At 39.5% G+C, this 16,473-nt stretch carries 17 protein-coding genes; 12 read left to right on the plus strand and 5 right to left on the minus strand.

Annotated features, from left to right (window positions below):
- The first annotated feature begins 1 nt into the window (after position 1).
- The 4 genes from EDD61_RS06245 (at position 2) to EDD61_RS14075 (ending at position 2,185) form a co-directional block, all read left to right on the plus strand.
- Positions 2-817, plus strand: coding sequence for a PTS system mannose/fructose/sorbose family transporter subunit IID (locus tag EDD61_RS06245; RefSeq protein ID WP_008690714.1), 816 nt, complete (start codon positions 2-4; stop codon positions 815-817).
- A gap of 116 nt (positions 818-933) precedes the next feature.
- Positions 934-1,248, plus strand: coding sequence for a hypothetical protein (locus tag EDD61_RS06250; RefSeq protein WP_008979299.1), 315 nt, complete (start codon positions 934-936; stop codon positions 1,246-1,248).
- A 97-nt stretch (positions 1,249-1,345) separates the two neighbouring features.
- Positions 1,346-1,570: a flavodoxin family protein gene (locus EDD61_RS14070; RefSeq protein WP_243642694.1), complete on the plus strand. Its 225-nt coding sequence runs from the start codon at positions 1,346-1,348 to the stop codon at positions 1,568-1,570.
- 144 nt (positions 1,571-1,714) lie between these two features.
- Complete coding sequence (locus EDD61_RS14075) at positions 1,715-2,185, plus strand: 4Fe-4S binding protein (protein ID WP_243642695.1); 471 nt, start codon at positions 1,715-1,717, stop codon at positions 2,183-2,185.
- 83 nt (positions 2,186-2,268) lie between these two features.
- Here the strand turns inward: EDD61_RS14075 and EDD61_RS06260 are convergent, their stop codons facing one another.
- From EDD61_RS06260 to deoC, 3 genes are all read right to left on the minus strand, one after another.
- On the minus strand, positions 2,269-3,225 hold the full coding sequence (locus EDD61_RS06260) for a beta-1,6-N-acetylglucosaminyltransferase (protein WP_020990869.1): 957 nt from the start codon (positions 3,223-3,225) through the stop codon (positions 2,269-2,271).
- Between the two features lie 163 nt (positions 3,226-3,388).
- Positions 3,389-4,258 (minus strand): SDR family oxidoreductase, encoded by an 870-nt coding sequence (locus tag EDD61_RS06265; RefSeq protein WP_117548017.1) that lies wholly within the window; start codon positions 4,256-4,258, stop codon positions 3,389-3,391.
- Positions 4,259-4,262: 4 nt separating this feature from the next.
- Positions 4,263-4,952: a deoxyribose-phosphate aldolase gene (gene deoC / locus EDD61_RS06270; RefSeq protein ID WP_132224576.1), complete on the minus strand. Its 690-nt coding sequence runs from the start codon at positions 4,950-4,952 to the stop codon at positions 4,263-4,265.
- A gap of 102 nt (positions 4,953-5,054) precedes the next feature.
- Between deoC and EDD61_RS06275 the strand changes: the two genes are divergently transcribed.
- The 6 genes from EDD61_RS06275 (at position 5,055) to EDD61_RS06300 (ending at position 10,569) form a co-directional block, all read left to right on the plus strand.
- Positions 5,055-5,810, plus strand: a complete 756-nt coding sequence (locus EDD61_RS06275; RefSeq protein WP_243642696.1) for a GntR family transcriptional regulator — start codon at positions 5,055-5,057, stop codon at positions 5,808-5,810.
- A 224-nt stretch (positions 5,811-6,034) separates the two neighbouring features.
- Positions 6,035-6,811, plus strand: coding sequence for a glucose-6-phosphate isomerase family protein (locus EDD61_RS06280; RefSeq protein WP_008690722.1), 777 nt, complete (start codon positions 6,035-6,037; stop codon positions 6,809-6,811).
- On the plus strand, positions 6,808-7,356 hold the full coding sequence (locus EDD61_RS06285) for a glucose-6-phosphate isomerase family protein (protein WP_132224580.1): 549 nt from the start codon (positions 6,808-6,810) through the stop codon (positions 7,354-7,356). The genes EDD61_RS06280 and EDD61_RS06285 overlap by 4 nt, the downstream gene beginning before the upstream one ends.
- A 2-nt stretch (positions 7,357-7,358) precedes the next feature.
- Entirely contained in the window at positions 7,359-9,098 is a 1,740-nt protein-coding gene (locus EDD61_RS06290) for a class I mannose-6-phosphate isomerase (RefSeq protein ID WP_132224582.1), read from the plus strand.
- Between the two features lie 43 nt (positions 9,099-9,141).
- Entirely contained in the window at positions 9,142-9,873 is a 732-nt protein-coding gene (locus EDD61_RS06295) for a GntR family transcriptional regulator (RefSeq protein WP_008690726.1), read from the plus strand.
- Between the two features lie 90 nt (positions 9,874-9,963).
- Entirely contained in the window at positions 9,964-10,569 is a 606-nt protein-coding gene (locus EDD61_RS06300; RefSeq protein ID WP_132224584.1) for a GNAT family N-acetyltransferase, read from the plus strand.
- 41 nt (positions 10,570-10,610) lie between these two features.
- Here the strand turns inward: EDD61_RS06300 and EDD61_RS06305 are convergent, their stop codons facing one another.
- Positions 10,611-11,813: an EAL domain-containing protein gene (locus EDD61_RS06305; protein WP_132224586.1), complete on the minus strand. Its 1,203-nt coding sequence runs from the start codon at positions 11,811-11,813 to the stop codon at positions 10,611-10,613.
- Positions 11,814-11,905: 92 nt separating this feature from the next.
- Positions 11,906-13,123: an RNA polymerase factor sigma-54 gene (gene rpoN, locus EDD61_RS06310; protein ID WP_132224588.1), complete on the minus strand. Its 1,218-nt coding sequence runs from the start codon at positions 13,121-13,123 to the stop codon at positions 11,906-11,908.
- Positions 13,124-13,286: 163 nt separating this feature from the next.
- Between rpoN and EDD61_RS06315 the strand changes: the two genes are divergently transcribed.
- Together EDD61_RS06315 and EDD61_RS06320 are read left to right on the plus strand one after the other, a co-directional pair.
- Complete coding sequence (locus EDD61_RS06315) at positions 13,287-15,956, plus strand: sigma 54-interacting transcriptional regulator (protein ID WP_424353162.1); 2,670 nt, start codon at positions 13,287-13,289, stop codon at positions 15,954-15,956.
- Between the two features lie 88 nt (positions 15,957-16,044).
- Entirely contained in the window at positions 16,045-16,467 is a 423-nt protein-coding gene (locus tag EDD61_RS06320; RefSeq protein ID WP_008690736.1) for a PTS sugar transporter subunit IIA, read from the plus strand.
- Positions 16,468-16,473: the final 6 nt, after the last annotated feature.

The raw sequence follows: 16,473 nt of genomic DNA on the forward strand, positions 1-16,473 counted from the left end.
TATGAAAAAAATCTCAAAGAAAACATTAAATAGTTCCTTCTGGCGCTGGTGGTATGGAAACTTAACTTGTTTCTCTCACGAACACATGCAGACATTTGGTTACATGTGGTCTATGCTGCCAATCATTCAGGAATTGTATCCTACACACGAAGAACAGTGTGAAAAAATGAGAACGTATTATCCATTCTTCAACACTGAGCCTCAGATTGGTGCTATCGTAGTTGGTATCACTGCTGGTTTGGAAGAAGCTCGTGCAAATGGTGCTGAAGAAATTGATGATGAAATGATCAATGGTATCCGTGCAGGTTTGATGGGTCCATTGGCTGGTATCGGTGACTCTTTGATCGTTGGTACTTACATTCCTATTTTGTTAGGTATCGCATTAGGTTTCGCTGAAGGCGGATCTATCTTAGGTCCATTATTCTATATCGTAGTATGGAACGTAACAAGTACATTATTCCAGAAAGTTATTTATAACAAGGGTTATGAACTTGGTGGTTCTGCTGTTGAAATGATCGTTGGTACACAGGCAACTGCGTTCCGTGAATCTGTTATCGTTATGGGTCAGGTTATCGTTGGTGCGATGGCTGGATCTTGGGTAAACATTACTTCAGCTGTTCAGATCGCTACTGACTCTGAAGGTAAAGCAGTTATGCTGCAGCAAAAACTGGATGGTGCATTCCCTGGCATTCTGACAATGCTGTTTGTACTGTTCGCTTGGTGGCTGATGGCGAAAAAGAACGTTACTCCAATCAAAGTATTAATTCTGTTTGTGGTAATTGGTTTCTTAGGTTCTGTCAGCGGATTGCTGGGATAATACTTAGCAATACATTCAAAATCATCCCTTACTCCCAAAAGGGATGATTTTCTTTAGGTCTTGCAAATCGAAGTATGGGATGGTATGATTTTTACAATGAAATGAGGTAGAGTACGATGACCAAAAAAGAGCGTGAACAATTGAAGAACGAGATATCTTATCGTGATATGATGACCAAACGATTGATAAGAAATGCTAAGATGTGTTTCTTCCTATGTTTATTATTTAGTGCTTTGGCTATATGGGGATTCACAGGTATGCACGATGCATTCCTCAGTGTAGGCGAAACAGCACGCAGTGTCATAAAATGGCTAGGATTGATACTTGCAATTCCGACAGGTATCTTTACGATCTTGTTCTATCTAAGCTACCGCAATTCTAAGAAACTGGTACTGCAAATGTTAAATGATTTGCAGAAGGGGAAAAAATAATAGGAAAAGGCGCTTATCCAAGCGCTTTTTTGATGCAAATAATTGCTATATACGGTACAATGAACATAACGAAAAGAAAGGTTAAAGGATGATGTTTATGAAACTAAAAGCGCTTTATGGGGTTTATTACAGTGCCTGTGGCAATACCAGAAAAGTAATTGAAACAGCGGCTGAAACATTACAACAATATCTCCATCTTCCGATTACCTATATTGATTTTACATTGCCTGCTATGCGTAAAGAAACCTATGTTTTCCCTAAAGATGCGTTGGTGTTGTTTGGTTCCAGCGTTTATGCAGGAAGATTGCCTAATAAGATGTAGCCCTTTCTGCAAAATCATTTACAAGGGGATAACACCCTTGCGCTAGCTATCCTTACCTATGGCAATCGTTCTTATGATCAAGCGGTAGATGAAGCTATCCAAGAACTGCATTTGCATGGTTTTCGTGTTATAGGTGCAGCAGCTATGTCTTGCCAACATGCCTTTACAGAGAAACTGGCAACCTTTCGACCTAATGAAGAGGATAAAGAAGCATTACGTCAATTTCTGATGCAACTTATGCATACCTTATTGGAAAATGATCTGTCAAAGGATATGGCTGTACTTACAACGAAGATGACAACGAAACGATCGTATTATAAGCCACTCAAAGAAGATGGAACACCCGCACACTTCCTTAAAGCAACGCCCAAAACAAGACTCGATTTCTGTACTAAATGTGGGATATGTGCTACCCATTGTCCTATGGGGGCTATCTCTTTTGAAAACTTTTATGAAATTATCGGAACTTGTATAAAATGCCAGGCTTGTGTTCAGAGCTGTTTGGCAAAGGCAAAATATTTTGATGATGCAGATTTTTTATCTCATGTGGCCATGCTGGAAAAAAACTATCAAAAGCCGAAAGAAAATACATTTTGGCTTGCGAATACTTTATGAAAAGTATGAAGCACAGTATTTATACATTCTATCATTTGAAAAAGAAAAGAGCCATCTGCATCCCGCAGGGCTCTTTTGTGGTGTTATTCAACAGATGATTTTGTCAGAGCATCAATCAAAGCATTTGGATCAATATCACGTTTTTCCTTTTGAGCAACTTTTTCATAATCACGATTATAAATATCAAAATATTCATGATATAAATATAAGGTATCTTCTGCCGTGATCTTGCCTCCAAATAAGCATTCCGGATGTGCTTTTAAAGTTTCTTCCGCTAATGGTTTGGCATCGCTGCTTTCTACCCAAGTTCCATTTGGACCGACAACACGCAAATCTTGATTGATATGATCATCTTTTCGACCATTGACATATACATACTTCTGCATCATCATCGGTATGTATTGTTCCTCCGCATACCAAGAAAGCTTGTAAGATTCAGATACGTAATCAAAATGCGCAGCTAAGATTTTAGCACTCGCTTTTGATAAGATGAACCAAGGGCTGCCGATGCGATATACTTCTTCACTCTTACGGCGTATACCAAGCATGGAAAAGAAAGAACCGCTGGCTTTTGATAGGGAACGCAGAAAGTTATTTCTAGGAAAATCTAAAGCATTGGTAAACGGATAATATTTCTTACTTTTTTTATTTAGGGCCACCTGATCATAATCGGCTGTGGCATCATAATAAAAATCTTTTCCTTCATGTTCGCTTAGAAATGCAACAATTTCACTACGACTCTTTAAGGGCATCATGCCATCTGTTAAATTAATGAAATAATCGAAATCATCTTTTTCGATTGCTTCTTTCATTTGAATGATGGTTCCTCTTGCCAAAGAGAGATCTCCTTCTTGGGCATATTCTTGCGTGCGTGATACGTGTACACGTAAATAATCTGTATATACAAAGGCTACTTTGTCTCTTAAATCGTTATCATTGATCATGATGAAGACATGATCACCTTGCTTAGTCAATTGATTGATCATTTCAATTACTTCTTCATAATCACGGCTTGTATGTACCAGAAATGCTAATTTCATAGTATCCTCCATTCTGTAAGATGATAAATCATCCTGGGTGTTTTCATTATCTTCCTTATTATAGCATTGATATGTAAAAATGCGAAGTGATATTCGTCATCAATTGTATCCGTTTACAACGCATATAAAAAAGACAGATTGTTTAAAAAATCTGTCTATTTAGCTATTTCAACCAGCCGAAATCTTTTAAACAGGCATCTACATTTTCTTCAAAGGTGCCAAAATGGATGCCGGCCTCTTCTATCTTTTGATGATCGAGACGATAGTCACGGAAACGTTCTTTATAGCGTTCATGATCAGGTAAAATATAGCGATCGATAGTTTCTTCATCGAAGCCTAATTTACGAGCTACTATTTTTGCTGACTCATAGGTGTTGTGGGTATTGGTATCCGAGATATGATAAATACCGGATGCCAGCTCCATGATGTTTGCAAATTGATCTGCCAGCTTCTGGGCATAGGTCATACCACGGATTTCATTTACGGTAAATTTTGTCGGCTGTTGATAGAACAGAGCATGCATAACGTTGCGTATGATGTTAGGACTTGCCTTAATGCCGGGGCGATTCATGCCTAACATCCAAGAGAAACGAAGAATCAGATAATCTTCCAGATGGGAAGTGATATAGTTTTCACATTCCACTTTGTGCTGTCCATATTTTGTGATAGAGCACAAGCTGTCTTCTTCTTTAAATGGACCTGCACAAGTCTTAGCGTTAAAGCATTGTTCCGTACTGATAAAAAGTAAGCGAGCATGTCGTTCTTGACAGATATCGGCAATAACTTTTGTGCTTTCCACATTCACCCGATAGGTGAGTTCAGGATAGTTCTCACAATCCGCTGTCTGTGCCATTGCTGCGGTATGGAATACATAATCGAATTCCTGCTTTTCAAACCAGGCTCTGACTGCATCCGGATCAGCAAAATCTGCATCTTTTCGCGTCATAGCCACCACATCCATTGTGTTTTTTAAGGATTCTTTGACTAAAGAGGCAATAAAGCCATTGCCACCGGTAATAATGATTCTTTTCATGTGGTTATCCTCTTTCTTTTTTAAATTCATCTAAGATTTTTAATGAACTGCTCGTACCGATACGTTCTGCACCTGCTTCCAGCATTGCTTTGCATGTTGCCCAATCGCGAATGCCTCCGGCTGCTTTTACTTTCACTGCATCGCCTACGGTTTCTTTCATCAGTTTTACATCTTCTACACTAGCTCCTCCAGTACCGAAGCCGGTACTTGTTTTGATATAATCCGGTTTCACTTTTTTAGCTATTTCCGCAAGCTTGCGAATTTCTTCTTTTTCTAAATAGCAGTTTTCAAATATAACTTTACATAAGATCCCATGTTTATGACATACCTGTGTGATTTCACGCATTTCCCTTTCAAGATAATCCCAATGATGCATCTTTGCTTCTCCGATGTTGATGACATAATCAATTTCATCAGCACCATCCGCAATTGCTTTCTGCGTTTCTAAAATCTTTGTCTCCAGTGTTGTCTGCCCTAAAGGAAAGGCGATGGCTGCTCCCACATGCACATCACTGTCCTTGAGTTGTTCTTTACAATAGGTTACCGGTGAAGCGTTGATGGCAACCATCGCGGCTCCGATTTCTTTCGCTTCACGGCAGAGTTTATCAAAATCCTCATGTGTTGCATAAGCCTTTAAAAAGGTGTGATCAAATACACTTGCAAGTGTTTTAGCGGTTAATTTTGTTGTGTCCATAACGATGTCCTCCTTTAATGTAATTACATTATAACATTAAGATATTTTCATTGTCAAATAGAAAAAAATCCTTTATAATAAAAAGAGAAATGAGGCATGTATATGATCGATAAAAACCTACGGCAGCATTTTCGCATTGCGAAAAATTCTCCTGTTCCATTATATTATCAGTTGAAATCGGCAATCTTGGAATTGTTTGAAAACGGCTATTATAAACCTGGTGATAAATTACCGACAGAGGCAGAGTTTTGTGAACTCTTAGATATATCAAGACCAACGATTCGTCAGGCATTTGCGGAGTTAATACATGAAGGGTATATCACCAGACAAAAAGCAAAAGGCACGTTTGTCTCGGTACCGAAAGTAGAAGGCAATTTCTTTATGAAATTAAGTAGTTATGACGAAGAGATGAAAAGCTTAGGTTTAGTGCCAAGCACAAAGGTGTTACAAAAAGAAACACTTCCGACACCGGAAGGTTGCCAATCATTATGGGAGAGTGAAACATCACTGTATTTAAAACGGCTGCGGTATGCTGATGAAAAGGAAATGGTCGTCGTGGAAACGTATGTGCCAAGTGCAGTATTTCCGGACATTGCCCAACATGATTTTGAAACATCTTCCCTTTATCAGATTATGGAGGAAAGGTATCAATGTAAAATAGCTTATGTTGATCGTGTGGTAGAAACACGTTTGGCAGATGAAGAGATCCAGTCATTGTTGCATATGGAACAGCCGGCAGTAATCTTGTATGTAAAAACAAAGGCATATACGGCGGATGATCGGTGTGTGGAATATTCCACGGCATATTATCATGGAGAACGTAATACCTTTAAAATGCGTCTTATTCAACAGGGGTAATTCAGAAGCTCTTCTATTTGCAGGATGGAAGAGCTTTTCGCTTTATGCGCATACCATAGCTTTTTTATGGATTTCCTATGAAAAAAGATCGAAAAGATAGGTCAATTCCATGGAATTGGTATAACGAATTTCGGAAATTTCAGCACTTTTATTGACATTTATTCAGTGGTTTACTAGAATAAAATCAAGCAAGATATAATGTTATAACAATTAGGAGGAAAGATATGGAATTTGACCCTGGATTTGCCATCCATATGGAGGAAGAAACACTAACGTTTTCCTATGGCGATGGCGCATTTGGACCGATTTGTGAAAAGCGACATCTTAATGATATTCGTTCTTCATTGGCGGATGCAGATGCGGATGGACCGGATGTTTTATACAGTATAGCTATGGATGTCGGTATGGAAAAGGATCGCGAAGCGATTGTACAGCGCAATCTTTTATATGGTGCAGTTGCGTATGCGAAAGGAAGGATCGGGAAGGAACCTGTCCGCTCACAAGGACATATTCATGCGATATCCCCTTCTTGTAATGCATCCACCTGTGAGGTTTATGAAATATGGAGCGGTGAGGCGTATATTTATATGCAGCAGTATGGCGGTGATGATGCCGGAAATTGTTATGCCGTACATGCCAAAGCGGGTGATGTTGTCATCGTGCCACCGGGTTGGGTGCATGCGACGGTGAATGCGAATATTCATGAGAACATGAGCTTTGGGGCATGGTGTGTCAGAGATTATGGCTTTGCATATCAGGAAGTGCGTGAACACAATGGTATTGCTTTTTTCCCACTGGCGGATGAAGCGGGTAATATTACCTGGGAAATGAATCCTAGCTACAGCCAAGGAAACCTTACCATTTGTGAGGCCAAAGAATATCCACAATTTGGTATTGAAAAAGGAAAACCGATTTACACGCAGTTTCAGGAGAATCCGGATAAATTCTTATTTGTCGCACATCCTGAAATAAAGAAAAAGGAATGGGAGGAACTTGTATGAAGGTAGTAAAAGCACCGGTAACATTCGATATACATTCTGTAATGGAAGGAAGTGATGTTGCGGTTGGCACGAAACGGTATAAGGATGCCAAATCCTTCTTTGCCAAAGAAGGTGATTTGGATGAAAACACAGTAATGTATGATGTATATTCCTACACAAAAGGTGATGCCAAGCGGGGCAATTTAAACTGGGGACTGACCGTGTTACATCCACTTTGTGTAGCAGGAGAATGCAATATGACACGCGGACATTGGCATGAAGATCGTGACTGTGCGGAATTTTATTTCGGTGTCAGTGGAAAAGGATTGTTAATGTTGATGGATGAAGAAGGAAATACTTGGGCAGAAGAAGTGTCTGAGGGAAGCCTGCATCACATTGACGGTCATCTTGCACATCGTCTGATCAATACAGGGGATGAGGATATGAAAGTGGCTGCCTGCTGGGGTTGTGATGCCGGACATGATTATGCAGCGGTAGATGCGATGCCATTCGGCTATCGCGTAATGAAGGAAAAAGGAAAACTGGTATTTGTGAGAGGAGAATAAGAATGAAAAGCAATTACAACAAATTCCCGACAACGTATATAGAGGGATATGATGACAGCGCATGGGCTGGTTATGCGCGTATTTTGGATGAATTGAAAAAACACTGCAATACAGGACGTCATGTACTGGTTGCTGATGTGTATCCGGGGGTATTTGATGATGAAATTCTGCCGGAATTAATGAAACTGCATCCAGCATTAGTAATTAATATGATAGATCTTTTTAAAGAAGAAAAAACCATCAGTGAACAATTGAAATATCATATAACGGATGATCGTGTCTTTGGTAAGATGTATTATGGAGATGTCATTGATTTTATTGATTTGACGAAACTGGAAGAGGCAAAGCAACAGGTTATGGCATGTGATGGTTTGGTTTTGCTTTATGGTTTTGGAGCTGCTTTGGTACATCCAGGGGATACTCTGGTTTATTTCGATATGGCTCGCTGGGAAATTCAAATGCGTTATCGCGCAGGCATGGGCAATTATAAATGCAGCAATTATGATGAAGATCCATTGCGTAAAAATAAACGTGGCTTCTTTATTGAATGGCGTATTGCGGATAAGCATAAAGCATCTTTATTTGAACGAATGGACTATGTATGCGATACAAATAAAAAGATGGAGCCAAAGATGATCAGTGGCGATGCCTTCCGCAGTGCATTACAACAGATCGCAAAACAGCCATTCCGTACAGTCCCATATTTTGATCCAGGTGTATGGGGAGGCCAGTGGATGAAAGAGGTTTGTGACCTTGATCGTTCCAAACAAAATTTCGCCTGGAGCTTTGATGGCGTACCGGAAGAGAACTCTTTATATTTAGGATTTCATGACATTACGGTAGAAATCCCAGCTATGGATTTGGTATTATACCAGCCAAAACCATTATTGGGAGCACAGGTATTCGCACGTTTTGGGGCAGAATTTCCAATTCGTTTTGACTTCTTAGACACCATGGGCGGACAGAATTTAAGTCTTCAGGTACATCCACTGACAGAATATATTAAAAAACAATTCGGTATGACTTACACACAGGATGAAAGCTATTATATTTTAGATGCAGAAGATGATGCTGTCGTATATCTTGGGTTAAAAGAAGGTATTCAAAAGGATGAAATGATTCAAGATTTGCGTAAAGCGAATCAGGGCGAAATGTCCTTTGATGCAGAAAAATATATTAATAAATTTCCGGCAAAGAAGCATGACCATTTCTTAATCCCGGCAGGTACTTGCCATTGTTCTGGAAGTAATGCAATGGTTTTGGAAATCAGTGCTACACCATATATTTTTACCTTTAAATTATGGGATTGGGATCGTTTAGGTTTAGATGGCCGTCCACGTCCGGTGCATATCGAACATGGAAAAGAAGTCATTCAGTGGGACCGTACGACACCATGGGTAGAAAAGAATTTAGTAAATGCGATTTATGAAGTATCACGTGGTGAACATTATGTGGAAGAACATACCGGTCTTCATGAATTGGAATTTATCGAAACCAGACGTTATTGGATGGATGATGTAACGCATCACACTACCGATGATGGGGTGCATATGCTGAATCTGGTAGAAGGAAGAGAAGCAGTCATTGAAAGTCCAACGAATGCTTTTGCGCCATTTGTTGTTCATTATGCGGAAACCTTCATCATTCCAGCAAGTGTCGGGGAATATACGATTCGCCCATATGGAGAATCTCAAGGTAAGAAAATCGGTGTTCTGAAAGCTTACGTAAGAAAATTTTCCTAAAATAAAATAAGACATGCTATAATGGATTCACGGAGGTGAGTTCATGGAGCAACTCGATTTTAACAAAGGTGCAATTCCTCTGTATATTCAAATTAAAAAAATTATTAAGGATAAAATCTTATCCAATGAATATGCCCCAGGAGATGCCATTCCAAGTGAGGCGCAGCTGCAAAAACGCTTTGGTGTATCACGCATCACGGCAAGACAGGCGATTGCCCAATTGGAAACGGAAGGACTGGTAGAACGTGCCAGAGGAAAGGGCACAAGAGTCATATTCCAGAATAAGATTGAAGAAGAACTGATTGGTATCAAAAGCTTTACGAATGAAATGCTGGAAAGAGGAATTACGCCTGGCACTAGCTATGTGCATATTGAAATGACCGTAGCAGATAAAGAAGTGGCAGAGGTATTTCATTGTCCTTTGCAGGAACAAGTATATCGTCTGTCCCGTGTACGTACTGGAGATGGGGCACCAATGGTTTACTTCATCAGCTATTTTTCTAAGGACCGCAATCTGCCTTTAGATGATACCCGCTATCAGGGCAGTATGTATGCATTGCTGGATGAACTTCACATAAACAAGCCATCACGTAGTAAGGAAAGCTTTTATGCCGTAACAGCGACGAAGGAAATTGCCGAAAAGCTAGAAATGAAAAAAGGCGAGGCCTTACTGGTGCGTAAGCGTGTATCTTATGATCATGATGGACGTGTGTTAGAATATACGGTTTCCTATTATCCAGGAGATCGTTATTCCTATACGATAGAATTACAATAAGACTCGAATCTATGTTCGGGTCTTTCCTTATATTTTAGGTAACATGCCATTGTAAAGAATACATATGAAATAGATAAGGAGGAGATGCAGATGACAACGTTAGATAAAACGATACCTTATTATCCGGTATTAATGGAACTAACAGAACTACCGGAAAAGATGGAATACCGTTTGGCAGAAGGATATCGAGTCATACCTTTTGATGCGCGTTATAGTCAAGATTGGGTGCGCTTGCATGTGGCATTAGGTCAGTTAGCGAATTTTGCACAGGGAATGCAATATTTTAAGGAAACATTTTTATCACAGCCGGAAAAAGTGAAGAAACAAATGCTACTAGTCGTTGATGAAAACGGAAGGCTTGCCGGTACAAGCTCTGTATGGGAAGGCGAGCATTTTGGTCATACACGAATGCGTGTGCATTGGGTAGGTGTAGATGAGCATCATCAAAGAAAAGGGATAGCTAAGGCATTAATGATTGAAACGATTCGGTTTTATGCCTCTATGCAGGTAACAGAACCTCTGTATTTAACTACGCAAACAAACAGTTATGTGGCAATTGCCATGTATTTGCGATTAGGTTTTACACCTTATAAAAAAGCAATGCCCGTAAACTTTCAAGCAGATCCCAAAACATTTGAAAAAGATACGGCATTGGCTTGGAAACTCATCATGGATAAGATTGCCGAAATAGCCTAAAACAATAAAAAAAGAAAATCACACTCGATGATTTTCTTTTTTTACACCCATGATCGTAATAGCTGCAAGTATTCTGACATTGGCATTGCTTGATAATAATAATGCCCTTGGATCTGATCACAATGCGCCTCTTTTAATAGAGGCAGATAGCATTCATCTTCGACACCTTCCGCAACAATGCTATAACCACATTGTTTTAACATACGTATACTTGATTGTAACATCAGGTTATTTTTTTCATTGGCAGGTTGGGGAAAAAAGGAACGATCAAGTTTGATACTTGTAAAGGGAAGATGAGGAAGCATCGTTAAGGAAGCACTGCCACTGCCAAAGTCATCCATGGCAATCGGATATCCTTCCTGGTGCAAGACAGTTAAGAAGTCGGATAAGGCTTGATTATCTTTTGATAAAATATCTTCACTGATTTCAAATTCTAAGAGCTTACTGGAAAGTGCAGAAGCTTTTGTAAGTTTTTTTACTTCCATTAGATATTCCTGTGCATTTTCTAGTGTTGCTTCAGAGACATTCACACTGATTGGCAGTAAGGGGAATTGTTGTTTCTGACATAAGGCAAACATATGAAAAAGCTGATGTAAAACATATACATCCGTCTGGCGAATAAAGCTGTTTCTTTGAATTTCTTTCATCCATTCAGATAGTGGAAGCCATTGGTTTTCATGGTACAAACGCAATAAAGCCTCACCCCCACATATGGTTTGGGTAGCTAGATCAACTTTTGGTTGTATAAAAACACGCAGATTCCCTTTTGCCATTGCCTTTTCTACCATTTCCTGTGTCGAAACCGCTTGTAATAAGCGGTTTTCTAGCAATTGATCATAAAGCTCATAAGATGTCGTATATTTTGCATGATCCTTGCTTTTGATAGCGGCAAGCTGGCACTTATAAAATAAGGTAGATAGTTCTTCCTGTGCTTTGGGATAACAAATGCCAAAGGCAAAAGCAACATGTGGAAAAGCATCATCTAGTTGCTGGATCATATCATGAATATATGTCCAGGATATGGTTTTCCACAACGTGAATAAAGAACAATGCATCCATTCACTTACGCAAATACATGGATCCATGACAGACAGCATTTGGTCCAGTATTTCTACGGCCTTTTGGCATTCTTGCCGATCTTTTAAATAGTGTTGCGCATATTGTTTAATTTCAATATACACACCGATACAATCATCCGCTTCTAAGCGTTCATACAACGTTTCCATATCCTTCCATGTCAGCATTCCACATCACCTAATGAAAGTCTTGCACGTTTTTCTGCTTTTATGCATTCCTTTTTGTAAATGTGTCATTGAGCTATCTTGTGAAAACAGACTTAGCGAAGCTTGCGTTGAGAACTGCCGGGGATATGCAACTGTTCTCGATACTTCGCTACGGTTCTGCGTGAAACCTTAAGATCCATGGCAGATAATTTTATCACCAATTGTTGATCCGAAAACGGTTTGTGTTTATCTTCCTGTCGAATGATAGAAAGGATGGCCTTTCGTATTCCATCGGCACTATCCCCTTGACAAGTCATCGCTGAAAACAATTGTTTAAAAGCATAACATTCACCTTCAAAGCGATAATATTTCTGATGCAAGGCTCTGGAAACAGTTGATTCATGCATTCCTAATTTTTGGGCGATATCCTTTAAGGTACAGGGACGCAGCTCATCATGATACAGAAAATAGCCTTTTTGAAGGGTGACAAGCTCATTGATGATCATGAGCAAGGAGGCATTGCGGCGATGCAGCATATCGACAAAAATACTTGCCTCTTGAAAGTATTGTTTTAATTGTGGATGCTCTTCCATCATACTGACATATTCCTGATGCAGGGAAGGGGTAAAGACGGAAATCGGTTCAATGCGAATTTCCTCATCTTCAACGATGATATCCACTTCCGGGGTTATATTGATTGTTGTTTGGGTTTGGTATGGAGCACAAGGATATGGATGACATTTGCGGATGGAATGTAAAATATCCTTGATCTCCTCAATCGTTAAGTTCATTTGCTTGGCAATAGAAGAAAGATCATGAGATAAGATGGCATCGGCATGATGTTTGAGCAGATATGCCCCTTTGGTGTTTCCCATATGCAAACATTGCAAATATAAGGAGTCAGCGGCATCTTTGGCAAAGACTCCACTTGGTTCAAAGGTACGAAGAATCGTAAATACATCCTGCACTTCCTGAAGTGTTACTTGAAAAGCGTGTGCAACTTCTTCCTCGTTGATGTTGATATAACCATTTTCATCTAAGGATTCAATAAGATAGGCGGCAATATCTTCACGTATGGAAGTCTTGCAGGTGTGCAGCTGATAGTACAACTCTTCCTTTAAGCTGATAGGCGCATGTACGGTATCCATCATTTCATAGCCCTTCTCCTGATGAAAGCGACAGGCAAACATCGGATTGCGTTGCGCAAATTGTAACACTAGCTTTGTGATTTCTTCATGATTCATTTTTAATACTTCTAAGGCATTCTGATTTTTCTGCGTTAATAAATATTTCTGTTGAAGCGTTTGTTGAATTGCTAAATTTTGTTTCATACGATCACCTCTAAGTTCCTCTTATCTATATCTAGCAAAAAGCGTGCCAACTTTCGTAAAAAAGCAAATTCTTCTGATTGACTTTTTCTATGAGAATTTCGTACACTTAATAATGGAAAAGGGGTTGATGGTAATGTTAGAAAAGGTAAGACAACAGGTCCTTATGGCAACCACAAGAGAATTAGCAGAAACAGGCAATGCAGTTGCGATTAGTGAAGCGTTGCATTTAAGCCGTAATATGGTATCCCAATATTTAAACCAGCTATGGAATGAAGGGAAACTTGTTAAAATAAATACCCGTCCGGTGTTGTTTTATGATGTGCAGACATTAGAGAAGTTATTTTCTATCCATCTGAAGGAAAAGGAATTCACATCGAAGAAGGAATTTGTAAAAGCCTTGCAGCCACAGGAAGCGAAAGATTTTGAAAAGCTGATTGGAGCGCAGGAAAGCTTAGCCAATGTGGTAAATCAATGTAAGGCTACCATATCATATCCGCCAAATGGACTGCCTTTATTGCTGTATGGACCTACCGGTACCGGAAAAAGCTTCATGGCACAGTTAATGTATGAATATGCCTTAAATCATCAATTAATCGAAGCGGATAAAAAATTTCTCATCGTTAACTGTAGCGAATATGCCAATAATCCGGAGTTGTTAACGGCGAATCTGTTTGGTCATAAAAAAGGCGCATTCACCGGTGCGGATAAGGATAATCCCGGTCTTATTAAACTGGCAGAAGGCGGTGTGCTCTTCTTGGATGAGGTGCATTGTCTGCCACCGGAATGTCAGGAAAAGCTCTTCTTATTTATGGATAAGGGCATTTATCACATGGTGGGAGATAATGAAAAGTGGTATCAGTCTTCTTTACGTTTAATCTTTGCGACAACGGAAAAACCAGAAGAGGTATTATTAAAAACCTTGCTGCGCCGTATTCCGATGATTATCACGATTCCTTCCTTAGAAGAACGTGGCACGCATGAGCGTCTACAACTCATTCATTCTATCTTTGCGGCAGAAGAAACCCGTATCCATAAATCCATCTATCTTTCTACCCTTGTCTATCAAACCTTATTATCAACAACGTTCAATGCCAATATCGGAGAACTAAAAAACGCTATTCAAGCAAGCTGTGTCAACGCGCTGTTTCATGCAGATCCCAACAAGGATCGCTTAGAAATACGGGCATATAATCTGCCGGAAACCTTGAAAGAGCCAAAGATGAATGTGCCATCCATGACGGAACAAAAGCTCATCTCTGTACATGAACTGGCGAAATTCGTATCGCATGAGCGCGCCATTCTAAAATGCAATGAAGAACTGTTGAAAGCTTATGATGCAAGAGAAAACAGTGATTTGTTCTTAAAAACGGCATGTCAAAGCATTGATGAGTATCAGGAAACCATCGTCTTTCAAAAGAAAAAGACCATTCGTAAGAATGAATATCTGCAAGGTATCGTATCGAATATCTTTGATATGCTGAGTTCACGTTATGGTTTTAAATTCGTGAATAATGATGTGATTGCCATTGCTTCCTATATTGATGATTACAGTCGCAACCTGTTAGAAATGAACAATTGGCTGGAGCAAGAAAAAAAACACGTCAAACAATTGCTTTCCTATATAAAGAGCGAATGGCATCGAGAATATGCGATTGCGCAGGAAATCGTAGAAAATCTTACCGTAAATTTGGATATGGAATTTGATGCGATGTTTACTTCTGTGCTGGCATTAAATTTAAAGAAATTAAATCGTATTACAGATTTGAATAAACGTATCGGTATTATCATTGCCCATGGTTTCAGTACAGCCAGCAGTATGGCCGATGCAGCGAATAAACTGTTAGGGCGTTATGTGTTTGACGCCATGGATATGCCGTTACAGCTTAGTTCCACACAGATCATTGAACAGCTAAATCGCTATTTGGCAAAAATTCCGCAATATGAAGAATTATTTTTACTGGTTGATATGGGTTCTTTGGAAGAAATCTATAAAGGATTAGAAGTATCCAATGCCAGCATCGGCATCATGAACAATGTCACGACACGTTTAGCATTGGAAATCGGGCAGGGTATCATCTCCAATACGCCGATGAAAGAAATCTTTGAAACTGCTATTGATTACAGTAGTGCCAATTATCATATTGTGGAACATAAGAATCGCGAAAAGGTTATTCTCTGTTCCTGTGCCAGCGGTATGGGAACTGCCGAAAAGCTGAAAAAGATTTTGGTGGATTCCTTACCATGCGATTTACCGATTCATGTCTATACGTATGATTACAATACCTTATTGGAAAAACAGCTGCACGATGCCTTCTTTGAAAATTACGAAGTCATCTGCATTGTTGGAACACTGAATCCTAATATACCTGACATCCGCTTTATACCAATCGAAGATTTAATTATCAACGATACCTTGGATGAGCTGCATGATTATTTTAAGGATTACATCAGTGACAGTGAAATGAAGACCTTCCAACAAAATATCTTAAAGAACTTCTCGTTAAGTAATATCATGAACAATCTGACGATCTTAAATCCTAGTAAGCTATTAGAACATGTCGCCGATGCCATTGATAAGCTGCAAAATGATTTGCAGGTTCGCTTGACGAATAATACCTGTGTGGGCTTGTATGTGCATGTCTGTTGCTTGATTGAACGTCTGGTTACCAGAAAGAGCATTGAAACGTATACGAATGTAGAAGATTTTGCGGAAAAAGAAATAGCGTTTATCAAATCGGTGAAAAAAGCGTTTAGCGTCGTTGAAAATTACTATAGCGTCGAAATACCGGTGGAAGAGATCGGCTATATCTTCGACTACGTGAAGAATAATTAAGAAAAAAAGCGAAAAAAGCGTGTTTAACATGGAAAATTCCAAGTTGGCACGCTTTTTGCTAGTTAGTAAGTGAAGGGAGCTGATGAGTATGCGACAAGTGATTCTCGCATCCCATGGAAAGCTGGCGGAAGGATTATTAAACTCCCTGCGTATGATTATCGGCGAAGAGCTGACGCAGGATGTAGAAACCTACTGTCTGTTTCCGGGAGAAAATCCAAATGACTTTATGAACAAGCTGAAAGAGCGCATTGCAACAAATCCACAGATGGAATTTGTCATTCTCTGCGATATCAAAGGCGGCAGCGTTCATACAGCCTTATCGCAGCTGTGTGTGCATCACAATGTGAAGGTATTCAGCGGAATGAATATGAATTTGGCCATGGATATTCTGTTATCCTGTCCGCAAGTGATTGATGCACAGGTTAAAGACAGTATCGTAAAGAATGCCCAAGACGGCATTACCTTCCTGGCAGCGGATGATTTAAAAGCTGAGGAAGATGATGAATTTTAGAAAGAG

The organism is Longicatena caecimuris, assembly GCF_004341945.1.
GTDB lineage: Bacteria > Bacillota_I > Bacilli_A > Erysipelotrichales > Erysipelotrichaceae > Longicatena > Longicatena caecimuris.